Annotated in this window: 13 protein-coding genes, 2 tRNA genes and 1 other RNA gene; 9 read left to right on the plus strand and 7 right to left on the minus strand. The window is 47.4% G+C overall.

Features of this window, described 5'->3' with window-relative positions; translation table 11 throughout:
• Positions 1-79: 79 nt before the first annotated feature.
• Together VT06_RS15830 and VT06_RS15835 are read right to left on the minus strand one after the other, a co-directional pair.
• Positions 80-155 (minus strand) — tRNA-Val (locus VT06_RS15830).
• Positions 156-199: 44 nt separating this feature from the next.
• Positions 200-275: transfer RNA gene (locus VT06_RS15835), tRNA-Val, on the minus strand.
• A gap of 204 nt (positions 276-479) precedes the next feature.
• On the opposite strand from VT06_RS15835, the gene gltX reads away from it, so the two are divergent.
• Both gltX and VT06_RS15845 read left to right on the plus strand, forming a co-directional pair.
• Positions 480-1,892 (plus strand): glutamate--tRNA ligase, encoded by a 1,413-nt coding sequence (gene gltX, locus VT06_RS15840; RefSeq protein WP_046555306.1) that lies wholly within the window; start codon positions 480-482, stop codon positions 1,890-1,892.
• Positions 1,893-1,896: 4 nt separating this feature from the next.
• Positions 1,897-2,715 (plus strand): YdiY family protein, encoded by an 819-nt coding sequence (locus VT06_RS15845; RefSeq protein WP_235357456.1) that lies wholly within the window; start codon positions 1,897-1,899, stop codon positions 2,713-2,715.
• A 43-nt stretch (positions 2,716-2,758) separates the two neighbouring features.
• Here the strand turns inward: VT06_RS15845 and serA are convergent, their stop codons facing one another.
• From serA to ssrS, 4 genes are all read right to left on the minus strand, one after another.
• Entirely contained in the window at positions 2,759-3,985 is a 1,227-nt protein-coding gene (gene serA, locus VT06_RS15850; RefSeq protein ID WP_046555307.1) for a phosphoglycerate dehydrogenase, read from the minus strand.
• Positions 3,986-4,054: 69 nt separating this feature from the next.
• Positions 4,055-4,711: a ribose-5-phosphate isomerase RpiA gene (gene rpiA, locus VT06_RS15855; RefSeq protein WP_046555308.1), complete on the minus strand. Its 657-nt coding sequence runs from the start codon at positions 4,709-4,711 to the stop codon at positions 4,055-4,057.
• 122 nt (positions 4,712-4,833) lie between these two features.
• Positions 4,834-5,466 (minus strand): 5-formyltetrahydrofolate cyclo-ligase, encoded by a 633-nt coding sequence (locus tag VT06_RS15860; protein WP_046555309.1) that lies wholly within the window; start codon positions 5,464-5,466, stop codon positions 4,834-4,836.
• A gap of 42 nt (positions 5,467-5,508) precedes the next feature.
• Positions 5,509-5,692: non-coding RNA, 6S RNA (gene ssrS, locus VT06_RS17905), on the minus strand.
• Positions 5,693-5,853: 161 nt separating this feature from the next.
• Here ssrS and VT06_RS15865 point away from each other — a divergent pair.
• The 7 genes from VT06_RS15865 to gcvP all read left to right on the plus strand — a co-directional run bounded on the left by VT06_RS15865 (position 5,854) and on the right by gcvP (position 15,013).
• On the plus strand, positions 5,854-6,435 hold the full coding sequence (locus VT06_RS15865) for a UPF0149 family protein (protein ID WP_046555310.1): 582 nt from the start codon (positions 5,854-5,856) through the stop codon (positions 6,433-6,435).
• A gap of 38 nt (positions 6,436-6,473) precedes the next feature.
• On the plus strand, positions 6,474-7,781 hold the full coding sequence (gene pepP, locus VT06_RS15870) for a Xaa-Pro aminopeptidase (RefSeq protein WP_046555311.1): 1,308 nt from the start codon (positions 6,474-6,476) through the stop codon (positions 7,779-7,781).
• A 14-nt stretch (positions 7,782-7,795) separates the two neighbouring features.
• Positions 7,796-9,031: a 2-octaprenyl-6-methoxyphenyl hydroxylase gene (gene ubiH / locus VT06_RS15875; protein ID WP_235357457.1), complete on the plus strand. Its 1,236-nt coding sequence runs from the start codon at positions 7,796-7,798 to the stop codon at positions 9,029-9,031.
• Positions 9,018-10,241 carry an FAD-dependent oxidoreductase gene (locus VT06_RS15880; RefSeq protein ID WP_046555312.1) on the plus strand — a complete coding sequence of 408 codons (1,224 nt, stop codon included), beginning with the start codon at positions 9,018-9,020 and terminating at the stop codon, positions 10,239-10,241. The genes ubiH and VT06_RS15880 overlap by 14 nt, the downstream gene beginning before the upstream one ends.
• Before the next feature lie 208 nt (positions 10,242-10,449).
• On the plus strand, positions 10,450-11,529 hold the full coding sequence (gene gcvT, locus VT06_RS15885; protein ID WP_046555313.1) for a glycine cleavage system aminomethyltransferase GcvT: 1,080 nt from the start codon (positions 10,450-10,452) through the stop codon (positions 11,527-11,529).
• A gap of 95 nt (positions 11,530-11,624) precedes the next feature.
• Entirely contained in the window at positions 11,625-12,014 is a 390-nt protein-coding gene (gene gcvH, locus VT06_RS15890) for a glycine cleavage system protein GcvH (protein WP_046555314.1), read from the plus strand.
• Positions 12,015-12,112: 98 nt separating this feature from the next.
• Entirely contained in the window at positions 12,113-15,013 is a 2,901-nt protein-coding gene (gene gcvP, locus VT06_RS15895; RefSeq protein WP_046555315.1) for an aminomethyl-transferring glycine dehydrogenase, read from the plus strand.
• A gap of 179 nt (positions 15,014-15,192) precedes the next feature.
• Here gcvP and VT06_RS15900 read toward each other — a convergent pair whose 3' ends face one another.
• Complete coding sequence (locus tag VT06_RS15900; RefSeq protein WP_046555316.1) at positions 15,193-15,636, minus strand: hypothetical protein; 444 nt, start codon at positions 15,634-15,636, stop codon at positions 15,193-15,195.
• Positions 15,637-16,214 lie beyond the last annotated feature (578 nt).

A 16,214-nucleotide genomic window follows, 5' to 3' on the forward strand; every position in this document is an offset into this window, starting at 1 on the left:
TAACTAGAGACAACCGTGTCTTAGTAAAGAGGGGCGGTGCTTTTTTATGGAGTGAAACTTAAGGTATTAAATGAAATTATGGTGGATTGTACTGGGCTCGAACCAGTGACCCCCGCCTTGTAAGGGCGGTGCTCTCCCAGCTGAGCTAACAATCCATGGGAAATGTACTTTCTATTTTGCCTTTGATAAGACATCAAATTGGTGGATTGTACTGGGTTCGAACCAGTGACCCCCGCCTTGTAAGGGCGGTGCTCTCCCAGCTGAGCTAACAATCCACGCTGCTTGATGGCGCTCATTATAGGGAGCATGAATGTACTGTCAACTTTATTTTTTAATAATAGCGTTTGATTGCTGCAAAAGTAAACATCAAGCCAATTTCGCAGTGAAATGCTAATGATATGCCAGTGCACAAGTGGTGCATCATTACCCAAGCATTGTTACAATAGGCTATATCAAAATTTGCCCACTTTGGATCCGTTATGTCGTTAATTACCCGTTTTGCCCCAAGCCCCACTGGTTACTTGCATGTAGGTGGTGCCCGCACTGCATTATACAGCTGGCTGTATGCTAAAAAGCAGGGCGGGAAATTTATTTTACGAATTGAAGATACCGACCTAGAGCGTTCAAATCAGGCCTCGGTAGAGGCTATTTTAGAAGGTATGCATTGGCTTGGGTTAGAGCATGATGAAGGCCCGTATTATCAAACGCAGCGCTTCGATTTATACAAAGAGGTCGTCGCGAAGCTGCTGACCGACGGTAACGCCTATAAATGTTTTAGTACCGTGGCTGAAGTAGATGCGATGCGTGAAGCACAAACGGCTGCCGGTGAAAAACCAAAATATAATGGCTTGTGGCGAGAGCGTACTGATCATCCTACCGATAAACCCTTTGTTATCCGCTTTAAAAACCCGCAGCATGGGGTAGTGGTTATTGATGACATGATTAAAGGCCGTATTGAAATTGCTAATGAAGAATTGGACGATTTAATTATAGCCCGCAGTGATGGCACACCTACCTATAACCTGACAGTGGTAGTTGATGACTGGAAAATGGGTATTACCCATGTTATTCGGGGTGATGACCATGTTAATAACACGCCACGACAAATGAATATTCTGGCGGCCCTTGGTGCCACTATTCCAAAATATGCCCATGTACCGATGATTTTGGGTGATGACGGCAAACGGTTATCTAAACGCCATGGTGCGGTAGGCGTTATGCAGTACCGAGATAATGGCTTCTTGCCTGAAGCGCTAATTAATTACTTGGTTCGGTTGGGTTGGTCACATGGCGATCAGGAAATCTTTAGTAAAGACGAACTGATTGAGATATTCGATTTGGCTGATTGTAACCGCGCGGCCTCAGCCTTTAATACCGAGAAGCTATTGTGGTTAAATCAGCATTATATTAAAACCCTGCCGCCAGCCCGAATAGCAGCAGAGCTGCAATGGCATTTAACCGAGCAGCAGCTTGACATAAGCAACGGCCCGGCCATTGAAGCGGTAATTACTGTCCAGGCTGAGCGGGTGAAAACCTTAAAAGAGCTGGTTGAAGTAAGCCGCTATTTTTATGAAGACTTTGCTGCTTTTGACGAAAACGCGGCGAAAAAACATTTACGGCCGGTAGCGGCAGAAGCGTTGGCATTAGCTAAAGAAAAGTTAGCCGTGCTAAGCAACTGGCAGTTGGAACCGATTCATGATGCGATCAATGCTGCTGCTGAGCAACTAGGGCTGGGCATGGGTAAAGTTGGCATGCCAATGCGGGTGGCGGTTACCGGTGGTGGTAACTCACCTGCGCTGGACCAAACCTTATTATTGCTTGGCCGCGAACGTACCTTAGCCCGCATTGAGCTGGCGCTGGACTTTATTAGTAAACGGGCAGAGGCAAACTAACATAGTGTTACGTTTTTTAAAAAAACTTTTACTAACAGCGGCGGCGTTACTGCTGGTGTCGCAGGCGCAAGCCGATATTAATACTGATGGCGACGGTGTTGCCAACGGTAACACGCCGACGTTTCAGTTGCCGTTAGATTTCCTTGGCACCATTGGTGGCGATATTGAGCTGGGGCTGTTAGTGAATACCGGTAATACTGAAGCTCGCGCTTTTCGGTTTAATAGCGAGTTGGTGCATGAACTGGAGTATTTTCGAAATCGTTATCAGTTGTCTGGTCGTATTCAACGCAGCAAAATTTTCAATGCCGATACCGAAATTAAAGAAGATGTTACCACCGCTAAACGCTATGGCATTACCGGCCAGAGTAATTACAAGTTTTTGATTGGCCGGCAGTCAGTGTTTGGCCGCGGTGCTTATTTGTATGACATGTTTGGTGCTTTTAAAGTGCAAAGCTCTTTAGCGGCAGGTTATGCCAACCGGGTTTATGAAATGCAGACTAACTATATTGACCTGGAAACCGGACCTGGTTTTGCGCATCAGCGAAGAAATAATGGCGAAAACAATACCGGTTTAATCTGGTTTTTGGCTTTAAACTTGGAGCAAAAAATTTACCAAGGTAGTAACTTTAAGCAAACATTTGAAGGTACAGTCTCGCTAGATGGCGCTAACTCTACTTTTGTTAGCCGAAGCAGTGTTACCGCTCAGGTGTATGATAAGTTATCAATGCGGTTTAGTGTTATTGCCCGGCATAACTCGCGGCCGGGAGACAATTTAAAAACCATGGAAACTGAAACTGCGGCCTCTTTGGTATACACCTTTTAGCGTCTTAAAAATAACCGCCCGCAACGCGGACAGTTTGCGTTGTTTAGTGCAGCACCCGCGCCCTAAGGGTCCCCGGAATAGCTTTAAGCTCGGTTAATGCCAGTTCATGATCGGCTGAATCAATATCAATTACCACATAACCAATATCCTGAATAGTTTGTAAATACTGACCAGATATATTGATATTGTGCTTGGCAAACGTTTCGTTGATTTTAGTTAACATACCCGGCTGGTTTTTATGAATATGCAACAGGCGTGACCGGCCTTTGTGCTCAGGCAAAGATACTTCTGGGAAGTTTACTGCCGATAATGTCGAGCCATTGTCACTGTATTTTACCATTTTACCGGCTACTTCATAACCAATGTTTTCCTGCGCTTCCTGGGTAGAGCCGCCGATATGCGGAGTTAATAGTACATTGTCAAAGGCGCGAAGTGGCGAGATAAATTCTTCATCGTTACCTTTTGGTTCAACCGGGAATACGTCAATAGCGGCACCGGCCAGTTTTTTACTGAGCAGGCTGGCGGTTAACGCGTCAATATCAACTACCGTACCGCGTGAAGCATTAATTAAAATGGCGCCTTGTTTCATGGCGGCCAGCTCAGCTTGAGCTATCATGTTTTTGGTTTGCGCGGTTTCTGGCACGTGCAGGCTAATCACATCAGAGGTTTTTAGCAGGCTAAGAAAGTCTACCTGATTAGCATTGCCCAATACCAGCTTGCTCTCAATGTCGTAAAATTGCACTCGCATGCCAATGTGCTCAGCCATAATGCTAAGTTGGCTACCAATATGGCCATAACCGATAATGCCCAGTGTTTTGCCGCGGGCTTCGTAGGAGTTATCAGCTGTTTTTAACCATTCGCCACGATGCGCGGCAGCATTGCGCTGTGGAATACCGCGCAGCAACATAATCACCTGGCCCAGTACTAATTCAGCAACGGAACGGGTATTGGAGAATGGGGCATTAAATACCGGTATGGCGCGCTTTAACGCCGCGTCTAAATCGACCTGATTGGTGCCAATACAGAAGCAGCCAATAGCCATCAGTTTGTTCGCTGCATCGAGCACCCGCTCAGTTAGCTGCGTGCGTGAGCGAATACCAATAAAATGTGCTTCACTTATCCGCTCAATTAATTGCTCTTCAGGTAACGAGGTTTTCAGGTAATCTATATTGGTATAGCCGTGATCTTTAAAAGATTGCACTGCACTTTGGTGTAAACCTTCCAGCAGTAATATTTTTATTTTATCTTTAGCCAGCGAATATTTTTCCATAATAGCTCTCGTAACATTAATTTAAAAAGTGTCGGCAGATGCTGCCGGGGCTGCTGCTTATTTAATTGCTTATTTAATGACCTGGGTACCATTAGTGCTGCCGATGAGAACGATGTCGGCCGCACGTCGGGCGAACAAACCATTGGTTACTACGCCAACAATATTATTTAGCTGCTGCTCTAATACCAGTGCATCGCTAATAAGCAGGTTATGCGCATCAATAATCAGGTTGCCATTGTCGGTAATTACCCCTTGGCGCAATATGGGCCTGGCACCTAGTTTCTGCAGTTCGCGGCTGACATAGCTGCTGGCCATCGGGATCACTTCAATAGGTAGCGGAAAGCGTCCTAGCAGCTCAACTTGTTTGCTGCTATCGACAATACAGACAAAGGTTTTTGCTACAGCAGCAACAATTTTTTCTCGGGTTAGAGCGGCGCCACCACCTTTAATCATTTGTTTTTGAGCGTTAATTTCATCAGCGCCATCAACATAAATACTGAGTTCGGTAATGTCGTTTAAATCTAATACCGTTATACCTAGTTGTTGCAGTTTGACAGTCGATTGCACCGAGCTGGATACCGCGCCGCGCACCTTATCTTTAATGCTGGCTAAGGCATTAATAAAATGATCTACCGTAGAGCCGGTGCCAACACCAACAATACTGTCTTTGCTAATAAATTGCAGAGCGGCCCAGGCAGCATCACGTTTCATTTCATCTTGAGTCATTGCGTTTCTCGTTTGCAGTAAGCGGGTTTTAGCGTTTAGCCGTACAGATGGATATTACATCGAAAGTCAGGCCAGACAAAAGACTAAAAACTGAAAAAGTGTATAACAACGTTGAATTTGCGCTATCTGTGAGGAAATTGCCAGTATTGCTGTGGGGTTATTACGCTATTAAGCGGCTGATCCCAGGCCGCTGCCGGCAGTTGCGTTACTTGCTGACAAGCATAAGCTAAACCAATAATTTGAGGCTGTTGCCTTGCGGGAAACGGGTTTAGCTGGCTAAGCGTTCGATCGTAAAAGCCGCCGCCCATCCCTAGCCGGTTACCGGTTTGGTCGAATGCCACTAACGGGGTAAAAATAACATCAAGTGTAGCCACGGGTTGCACGCTGGTACAATTAAGCTGTGGCTCAGCAATGCCAAAACGGTTTAGCCTGAGCGGCGTTGAAGGTTCATAGCGTAAAAATAACAAATAACCAGAGCAAAATGGGTGCAGAACCGGCAGATAAACCTGTTTTCCAGCTTGCCACAGTGCCGTAATAAGTGGTGCGGTGGCCAGTTCTGCATCATGGGCCAGATACAGGGCAAAGTGCTGCTGGCGCATCAGTTCTGTTTGGCTAAGTACCTGTTGCACCAATTGGTTAGATGCTGCGGTTTGTAAGGCTACAGGCATTTGTTGGCGCAGCAGTCGAATATGCTGACGCACAGATTGACGCTGTTGTTGCAAAACGGAAGTTGTGGTTTGCGGCCGTGCTGACATTAAAATGCCTATTGCTGCGAGAAGTATTGCACAGAGTAAAAAGGGTTCTCCGAATTGCCGTTTGTTATTTAAGCCCTTGAACCCAAGGTTCAAGGCGGAAGACTCATGGTTACCGTAGGCTTCCCGGTACAAGCCGGGCCTGCACAAAAGCAACGCAGAAGAATTCCTAGATAAAACAATTATCGGCTCAGGGACGTCAATAACATTACAAACAACCCAGAGAACACATTTAGTATAGCAGCTGTATTAGCGCCTTATAAGGGGGCAGCGCAGAAATCCTGATTGCTTGCACAGATATCAAACAATAGCGGTGCTGACGGCAGCTTACTGGCGGTTGACTGGCGGCAGTGGTAGGATATTGCTGTGTAAACTAGCGAAGACAACCCTATGAGTAACCCTCTGATACAACGTTATGAGCGCTGGAGCAGCGCGCTGGAGCTGGCACATGTTATGGCGTCAGCGGCTGAGTTGCATGGTTTAATTGCCGGCATGTTAAGTGCTGGTGTTAAAGCCGATGCCAAAACATTACTGCCGGTGCTGTACGATTTTCTGAACGATGGTCAGGCTTTACCGAAAGAATTAGCCTATCAGGTGCAACAGTTAATTGATGCTACTGCTGCAAGCCTTGAGCAAAGCGATTTCTCTTTTTCACTGCTTGTCCCCAGCGACGATGACAGCTTATTTGAGCGGTTAGAAGCGCTGGTAGAGTGGTCACAAGCCTTTTTAGTGGGGTTTGCAGTGCAGCAAACCGATTTATCCTTATTGGCAGAAGACGTCCGTGAAGCGATAGATCAGCTAACCGAAGTGACCCGGGTTGATATTCATACCGTAACGGATGGCAGCAAAAATGAGAATGAAGAAGCGTATTTTCTGGTGCTGGAGCATGTAAGAATGATGGTGTTTTGCTGCTTTAACGAAGTAGGCCTAAAAGTTAGCCCGCTGCCAGCACAGGGCAAAACGCTGCATTAATTTAATTTTGGTCTGACCATTTTTCCTAAAGGATTTTTATGGATAACCGGGTATTTGTCCAGCGCCGTCAACAGCTAATAGCGGCATTGCAACCCAATTCAGTGGCCTTAATTAGTGCTGGCTTTGAGCAAAGCCGCAGCCGTGATACCGGGTATCCTTTTCGGCAGCATAGCGATTTTTGGTATTACAGTGGTTTTAATGAAGCCGACGCCCTGCTTATTTTAACTAACCGGCCTAATATGCCCCCAGTACAGTTGTTGTGCCGCGAAAAAGATCCGGCACAGGAAGTCTGGCATGGCCGTCGGCTGGGCCCAGAGGCTGCTGCTGCAACTATGGGGTTGCAGGCCGCGCCACTTAGTGAACAACGTGTGCTGTTGCAGCAGGCATTAAATGGCAGTGCGTTGGTTTACCTGCATTTAACCGAAAACAACACTTTGCTGCAGCAGGTTACTGAGCAAATGCAGGTACTGCAACAACGTGAAAAACGAGGTGACAGTGCTCCTCAGGCTTTATTTAACGTGGCCGTTATTACCGCAGAGCAGCGGCTGATTAAAGATCACGACGAAATTGCCGTGATGCGTCAGGCTGGCCAAATTAGTGCCGAAGCGCACATCCGGGCGATGCAGTTTTGTCAGCCAGGGCGTTTTGAGTACCAGCTGGAAGCTGAAATTTTGCATCATTTTAGTTTAAATGGTGCGCGTTATCCGGCTTATAACAGTATTGTTGGTGGCGGCAGTAATGGCTGTATTTTGCATTACACCGAAAATAGCAGTGTGTTATGTGCCGGTGAGCTGGTATTAATTGATGCGGGTTGTGAACTGCAGGGTTATGCGGCTGATATAAGCCGGACCTTTCCGGTTAATGGCGTATTTAGTGCTGAGCAGGCAGCGTTATATCAGCTGGTATTGGACGCGCAGTATGCTGCTTGCAATGCCGTAGCGCCGGGTAGTAATTTTGCTCTGGTTACTGCGGCAGCAGAGCAGGTGTTAACTGAAGGCTTGCTGGGGCTGGGTATCTTACAGGGTAAGCTCAGTGATTTAATGGCCAGCAAGGCTTGTAAACAGTATTTTATCCACGGTATTGGTCACTGGCTAGGGTTGGATGTGCATGATGTTGGTGCCTACAAGTGTAATGGTGCAGAGCAGCCCTTTCAACCAGGCATGGTGTTAACCATTGAGCCGGGGCTGTACATTCCCTCTGGTAGCCCGGTTGAATCGCGTTGGTGGGATTTAGCTATTCGCATTGAAGATAATTTACTGGTTACGGCAGACGGCCATGAAAACCTGACCATAGCCGTGCCAAAAGAGCTGGATGCGATAGAGCAACTGATGGCAACAACTTTGTAGAGGCTAAGCAAGCAGTGACAAAGCAAACACAGCGCAGCAACTCCCATTTTGATATTGTTATCGCCGGCGGCGGTATGGCCGGCAGTTTATTAGCCTGGTGCCTGAGTCAGGCCAGGCCTGAGTTGCGGCTGGCGATAATAGAGCGGCAAACAACTGATAATGTGGATAGTACGGATGCAGCGCAAAGCCCGCCGCCGGCTAGCTTTGATGGCCGCAGCATTGCGCTGGCTGCCGGCAGTGTTAATTTGTTGCAACGTTGGGGTCTTTGGTCGGCATTGGCCGATAAAGCCTGCCCCTTGCGGCAAATTTGGGTATCTGATCGTGGTCATTTTGGCAAAGCGCATTTAACGTCCAGTGAGTATCAACTTGACGCATTGGGGCAAGTGTTAGAGGTTGAACATTTGGGGCAGTTGCTTAGCCACAAATTAGTAAAGCAAGCCAATGTTCAGTATTTTCAGCCTGATCATATTGTCAGCATTACTCCCACAAGTGCTAGCCAGCAATTGCAGCTGGCCAGTGGCAATAGCCTTAGCGGCAACGTGCTAATAATTGCTGAGGGCGGGGTGTCGCAAAGTCGTCAACTTGCTGGCTTTAACCTCAGCAGTGATGATTATCAGCAAAGTGCCATTATTGCCAATCTGGCGCTGGCACAGCCACATCAGCACACCGCTTATGAGCGCTTTACGGAGCATGGGCCTATTGCGCTACTGCCGCTTAGCGCTAACCGTTATTCATTGGTATGGACGGTTGCGCGCCATGCCGCTGCCCCGCTAATGGCACTGGATGAACCGACATTTACTGCTACTATTCAGCAGGCATTTGGTTATCGTGCCGGTATTTTTAGCGGCGTAGGTGCCAGAGCGCAGTACCCTTTATTGCTGCGCCGGCCCAGTGAAATCGTGCGCCACCGCAGTGCCTTACTCGGTAACAGTTTGCATAATTTACACCCGATAGCGGGCCAGGGTTTTAACCTGGCCATTCGTGATATTCAGGCATTACTGTTAGCGCTTGGTAGCTCGGCCGAACCCGGAAGCTACACTATGCTACAAACTTACCGGCAACTTCGGGAGCAGGATATTAAGCGGGTTATCTGGTTTACTGATGCGCTGGTACGCGGCTTTTCCAATAATTCTCGGCTGGTGGCATTAACCCGAAATACCGGTTTGCTGGCTATGCTGCTGTGTGATCAGTTAAAACGGCCACTTGCCTTGCAGGCGATGGGCCAGGGACAACACTATGCAAAATACTGATGTAACCATCGTCGGTGGTGGCAGTGCCGGCCTTACACTAGCGTTGCTACTCGCTAAGCAACAGCTGCGGGTAGTGCTGGTTGAAAAAGGCCCAGCGCCGGCGGCGATAACTGGCAGCGCGCCAGAGTATAATCGGGTAAGCGCCTTAAATATGGCCTCGCGCCGCCTGTTTAGCCAGTTAGGCATTTGGCCAGAGTTAGTGGCAGCCGCTGCAGCTTATACCGATATGCAGGTATGGGAAGCAGACAGTTTTGCTAGCATTAGTTTCTCTGCTGCAGATCAGCAACTTGATGCGCTGGGTTATATTTGCGACAACGAACAGCTTCGCCAGCTATTATATTGCCAGTTACAGCAACACCCCAAAGTGCAGTGCTACTTTAATATGGCTATTAGCCAATTAAAGCAGGGCGAGCGTGAAGTGATGCTGCAGCTGGATAACAACAATCTTATTTTAAGTCAGTTATTGGTGGGAGCTGATGGTGTTAACTCCTATGTGCGCCAGCACATGCAGTTACCGTTAACCCACTGGGATTATCAACATACGGCTATTGTGGCCAAAATACGTTGCACTACACCACATCAGCTAACCGCCCGGCAGGTATTTTTGAGCAGCGGTCCACTGGCATTGCTGCCATTACCTGAAGCCAACCTATGCTCTATTGTCTGGAGCGCAGATACAGCGGAAGCTCAAAGGCTAATGGCGCTGGATGACAGCGCTTTTAATCAGGCGTTGTGCGCTGCAGCGCAGGCGGTATTAGGGCCGGTAAGCTTAGAAAGTAGTCGCAATGCAATAAATTTAACTATGCGTTATGCCAATTGTTGGCAACGCGGCCGGGTGGTGTTAGTAGCTGATGCCGCACACAGTATTCATCCACTGGCTGGCCAGGGTATGAATTTGGGGTTAATGGACGTTGCTGCGCTGGCGCAGTTAATTGACCAGCAGCACACGGCTGGTGAAGATATTGCTGAGGCCAGAATGCTAAGACGCTACGAGCGATGGCGCAAAGCTGAAGCACAAACCATGATTGTGGCAATGGAGACTTTTAAGCGTGGTTTTACCGCAAAATCACCGTTAATAAAACTGCTGCGCGGTGTGGGTCTGGCGGCAGCAAACCGCCTGCCGGTGCTAAAAAAACAATTAATGGCGCATGCGCTGGGGCTGCAGGGTGACTTGCCACAGCGGGTTAAGAATAACACTGCAGACCAGTAGTTTTTGCCTTAGTTTTATTGGTAATTTAAATTTTCACATTATAAAAAGTAATCCAAATTGGGCTGTTTGCGGCGAAGCCTATGCGGTATAATCGACGTGTATTTTTTAGTCTCAAGCTTAGTGTTCTTACGTAATAGCCTGAAAAATAAGGCTTATTGCTATTGTTGGTTTTACCGCTTGTGGCCTTCACAATAAGTAGGAAAAAATAATGGCTCAAAAAACTGTATTACATGCCAGTCACCTTGCCGCTGGTGCTAAAATGGTCGACTTTTTTGGCTGGGAAATGCCAATTAATTACGGCTCACAAATTGAAGAGCACCACGCCGTTCGCCGCGATGCCGGTATGTTTGACGTTTCTCATATGACCATTGTTGACTTAACGGGCGCCAAAACCCGCGAGTTTTTACGCTTTTTACTGGCCAATGATGTTGTAAAGCTTAACGTAGCGGGCAAAGCCCTGTACACCGGCATGCTAAATGAGCAGGGCGGGGTAATCGACGATTTAATTGTTTATTTTTTGCAAGAAGATTTCTTTCGTTTAGTGGTTAACTCCGCCACCCGTGAGAAAGACTTGGCGCACATTGCTGCCCAGGCAAAAGCGTTTGACGTTACGGTTACTGAGCGGCCAGAATTTGCCATGATTGCCGTGCAAGGCCCCAATGCCAAAGCCAAGGTTGCTACGTTATTAACTGCCGAACAAAACGCTACTATAGCCGGTATGAAACCGTTTTTTGGCAAACAGGCGGGTGATTTATTTATTGCTACCACCGGTTATACCGGTGAAGACGGTTACGAAATTGCCTTACCAGAGCAGCAAGCGGCTGCTTTTTGGCAAAAACTGTTAGCGGCGGGTGTGGCCCCGGCCGGGCTGGGGGCGCGTGATACGTTGCGCCTGGAAGCTGGCTTAAACTTATACGGCCAGGACATGGATGAAACGGTATCACCACTGGCCGCCAACATGGGCTGGACTATTGCCTGGCAACCGGTTGAGCGTAACTTTATTGGCCGTAAGACGCTGGAGCAACAAAAAGCTGCCGGTACCGAGCAACTTGTTGGCTTGGTAATGGAGCAAAAAGGCGTTTTACGTCACGGCCAGCGGGTACTCGTTGCCGGTGGCGAAGGGGTAATTACCTCAGGGACTTTTTCACCTACCTTGGGTTACAGTATTGCCATGGCGCGTGTGCCAACCAATACCGGCGACACGGCTGAAGTAGACATTCGCGGTAAACTTATTAGCGTAAAAGTGGTTAAACCGGCTTTTGTACGCATGGGTAAGAAAGTTATCTAAAAAGATTATCTAAAAAGATTATCTAAAAAGTCATCTAAAATAAAATACGTATCAACCATAAAATACGTATAAAGACACCAGCTAAGGAATTTATAATGAGCTTAATCCCTACAGAATTAAAATATGCTTCAAGCCACGAATGGGTACGCAACGACGGTGATGGTGTTTACACCGTGGGTATTACCGAACATGCGCAGGAGCTGTTAGGTGATATGGTATTTGTTGAGCTGCCGGAAGTGGGCGACACTGTCACCCAAGGCGACGATTGCGCCGTAGCAGAATCGGTAAAAGCAGCCTCTGACATTTATGCGCCGTTGTCTGGTGAAGTGGTTGCTATTAACGACGCCTTAGCTGATGCACCAGAGCAGGTAAATGCCAGCCCTTATACTGATGGCTGGATGTTTAAAATAAAAGTAAGCGATGAAGCAGAGCTGGCAACGTTATTAGACGCTGCCGGTTACAAAAGCAGCATCGACGAAGCTTAATAAACAGATCGCTACAGCCTAAAGCCCCGTACATTATCGGGGCTTTATTTTACTAATGGCAGTTCTGAACGCTGTATCAATACTAGGACATTCAAAGCATGACCCATACCGCTGTGAAAACTCTGTCGCAACTTGCGAACCACGACGAATTTATTCAACGCCATATTGGCCCTGACGCCACTGAAATGGCGGCTATGCTGGCCGAGCTTGGCGTTGACAGCATGGAAACGCTGATGGTGCAAACCATTCCCGCCAGCATTCGCCTACCTGAGCCACTAGCTACCGGCAATAGCCGCACTGAACATGACGCTCTGGCGCATTTGAAAGCAGTAGCCGCGAAAAATAAAATGTATAAGTCATACATTGGTATGGGCTATCACCCCACGTTAACCCCAAACGTTATTTTGCGTAATGTGCTGGAAAACCCGGGTTGGTATACTGCTTATACGCCGTATCAGCCAGAAATTGCACAAGGTCGCTTAGAAGCGTTGTTAAATTTTCAGCAATTATCACTGGATTTAACCGGCATGGAGCTGGCCAGCGCTTCATTACTGGACGAAGCTACTGCCGCTGCCGAGGCTATGGCCCTGGCAAAACGGGTGAGTAAAAGTAAAGCCAACCTATACTTTATTAGTAATGATGTGCACCCGCAAACCATTGACGTGGTAAAAACCCGCGCCGAGATGTTCGGCTTTGATATCATTATTGGTAAAGCAGCCGACGCGGGCAACCACGACGTATTTGGTGCCTTACTGCAGTACCCTAGCAGCAACGGTGATATTACTAACGACAGCACGTTAATTGCTGCGCTACAGGCAAAAAAGGCAGTAGTGGCTGTGGCAACCGATCCGATGGCGCTAATGCTGTTAAAATCGCCAGGTGAACTGGGTGCCGATGTGGTACTGGGGTCAATGCAACGCTTTGGTGTGCCAATGGCCTATGGCGGCCCACATGCGGCATTTTTTGCGACCCGCGATGCGTATAAGCGCTCTATGCCGGGCCGCATTATCGGTGTGTCGAAAGACCGTCGCGGTAATCAGGCACTGCGCATGGCAATGCAAACGCGCGAGCAACATATTCGCCGTGAAAAAGCCAATTCTAACATTTGTACCGCCCAGGTATTACTAGCTAATATTGCTTCTTTTTATGCGGTATACCATGGCCCGCAAGGCTTAAAAGATATTGCTGAGCGTATTCACCGCAGCGCCGATATCTTTGCTGCCGGCCTAAAAGCGAAAGGCGTAGCCACAGTTAATAACTACTGGTTCGATACTATTACCTTTAAAGTAGCCGATCGCAGCGCAGTAATAGCAAGGGCGTTGGCCGCCGGGGTAAACCTGCGCACTGATGTTAGCGATAGCCTGGCGGTCAGTTTTAGCGAAACCACTAAAGCAGCTGATATTGCTGAGCTATTTGATATAGTGCTGGGTACTGCCAACAATGGCACTGGCCTTGACATTAACACGCTGGATGCCGCTATTGTTGCCAATGGTTCTTCGTCAATTCCGGCGGAATTGCTGCGTACCTCTGCACTGTTAAGCCATCCGGTATTTAACCAGTATCACAGTGAAACTGAGATGCTGCGGTATATTAAAAAGCTGGAAAACAAGGATTTAGCGCTTAATCACTCAATGATTTCATTGGGCTCGTGCACCATGAAGCTAAATGCTACGGCCGAGATGATCCCGATAACCTGGCCAGAATTTGGCTCGTTGCATCCGTTTGTGCCGCGGGATCAGGTTGACGGTTATTATGAAATGATTACTGAACTGGGCGACTGGCTGGTTAATATTACTGGTTATGACACTATTTCCATGCAGCCAAACTCAGGCGCACAGGGCGAGTATGCCGGCATGGTGGCCATTCGTAAGTATCACGAAAGCCGCGGTGAAGGTCATCGTAATATTTGTTTAATTCCGGTATCAGCACACGGTACCAACCCGGCAACTGCTGCTATGACAAGCTACGAAGTGGTACTGGTAGAGTGCGATAAGTCGGGCAATATCGACATGACCGACCTAAAAACCAAAGCTGCCGAAGTGGGTGAGCGCTTAGCCGCTATTATGGTAACGTATCCTTCTACGCATGGTGTATTTGAAGAAAGTATCCGTGAGTTATGTGAAGTGGTGCACAGTTATGGTGGCCAGGTTTACATGGACGGCGCTAACATGAATGCACAGGTTGGCGTAACCTCACCGGGCTTTATTGGCTCTGACGTATCGCACTTAAACTTGCATAAAACATTTTGTATTCCACACGGTGGCGGTGGCCCCGGTATGGGCCCTATCGGTGTAAAAAACCATTTAGCACCTTTTTTGCCTAACCACTCGGTAATTAAAATTGCCGGTACCGGTGACAATAATGGTGCAGTAGCAGCAGCCCCTTTTGGTAGCGCCGGTATTTTACCCATTAGCTGGATGTACATTGCCATGATGGGTGCCGAGGGCTTAAAGCAAGCAACCGAAATGGCTATTTTAAATGCTAACTATATGGCGAAAAAGCTCGATCCGTTGTTTCCCATACTGTATCGGGGTTCTAATGGCTTTGTAGCGCACGAATGTATTATTGATATTCGCGCCTTAAAAGACGCCAGCGGTATTACCGAGATGGACATTGCCAAGCGTTTAATGGACTTTGGTTATCACTCGCCTACCATGAGCTTTCCGGTAGCCGGCACCTTGATGATTGAACCAACAGAATCAGAAAGCAAAGCCGAGATGGATAAGTTTATTGAGGCAATGAAAACCATTCGTAGCGAAATTGCCAAAGTAGAAAGCGGGGAGTGGACCGTAGATAACAATCCACTGGCTTTTGCACCACACACCATTGAAGATATTTTAGACCCGGCATGGGACAGAGCGTACGAGCGTAATTATGGCGCTTTCCCGGTAGCCTATGTTGCCGAAAACAAGTTTTGGCCAACCGTTACCCGTATCGACGACGTGTACGGCGACCGCAACTTAATGTGCGCCTGCCCAAGTCCTGAGGCTTATCGGTAAGCGGTTAGCATATTTGTTCCCATGAAATAAGTCGTTTAATGGGAATAAATAAGTCGTTTACCGGAAATAAGACGTTTAAAAGTTGAAGCCCGCCTTGTGCGGGCTTTTTCCCTATACAGACTCAACTACTTAAAAATGAATAACGTTAGCAAAGTATATTACACTGTTGTGTGGAACAGTTAAGTTCCCTGCTGGATAGTCTCAGCCAATATGTAGTGTAAATCAAAAAGCCCACTTGATGTGGGCTTTCTTCCCCCACAGTGAGCTACCAAATCGACTTTAAAAAAGCCTGGAGATACATCGTCCCAATCAGCAAAGGTTCGAACTTGTATTTGATTTTTAAGCAACGTACCTGTTTTGGTGTGGCTCACACCGCCAGCATTGCGTCGTCTTTCATTTTGAAGCAAGCGGTCAACGGTAGCAGGACTTACCTTTAAAAGTTTACCTCTAATCTCTTCAGTTATTCGAAGATGGCCGTGACGTTCCATCGCAGCAACTAAGTTGGGAATAAAAGGTACGAAGCGTTTAGAGCATATTTGATTGGCCGTATTCCAAACAATCGTAAGTACGTGAACAAACTGCTCATCATACATCTGTGCCACAGGACGCTTGTGTGTGCTCATCAGAGGGCGGCTGTATTTTCCTTGATAACAATTGAATAGCATATTTTCTATCGTATCCAGTTACGGCAACAAAGCCATCTAGTATCTTAGTTTTTTTTCTGATTTAAATGCCTTGCAATAAGCATGGTTTACACCAATCAGCATTTCTCGCCGAGCCGACAGACTCATCATTTTACTCATAAATCACCAATTCAACCCTATTTACAGTTTGATTTTTAATGAGTCAATAAGTGTCTCATAGTTTGGTAATTAGTGAATCAATGCAGTGCGCTGGTATAACTGGCGGTAGACCAGTTAAGCCTAATTGTCGCCGAACACTATCATTACAAAAGAGTGATTTAAGCGTAGATTATTTAATTTGGTTCTTGACCCCCAATACTTCCGGCTGTCTGACATCAGGCCAGGGAGAACTATAACCGGCTTACCCGCACCAACCGCGTCCACATTAAAGCTTTAGTATGTTTCATTTTTAGGCGCGACGTTTAATTGCGGCACAATAACACCGACTACCAAGGTTAAGCTGATGGCCAGATAAGTCCAGCAGCTGGGTTTGGTTTTTTTCGGCGTGCTGTTTATGT

Origin of the sequence: Arsukibacterium sp. MJ3, from assembly GCF_000987765.1 — a bacterium.
Taxonomy (GTDB): Bacteria; Pseudomonadota; Gammaproteobacteria; order Enterobacterales; family Alteromonadaceae; genus Alishewanella.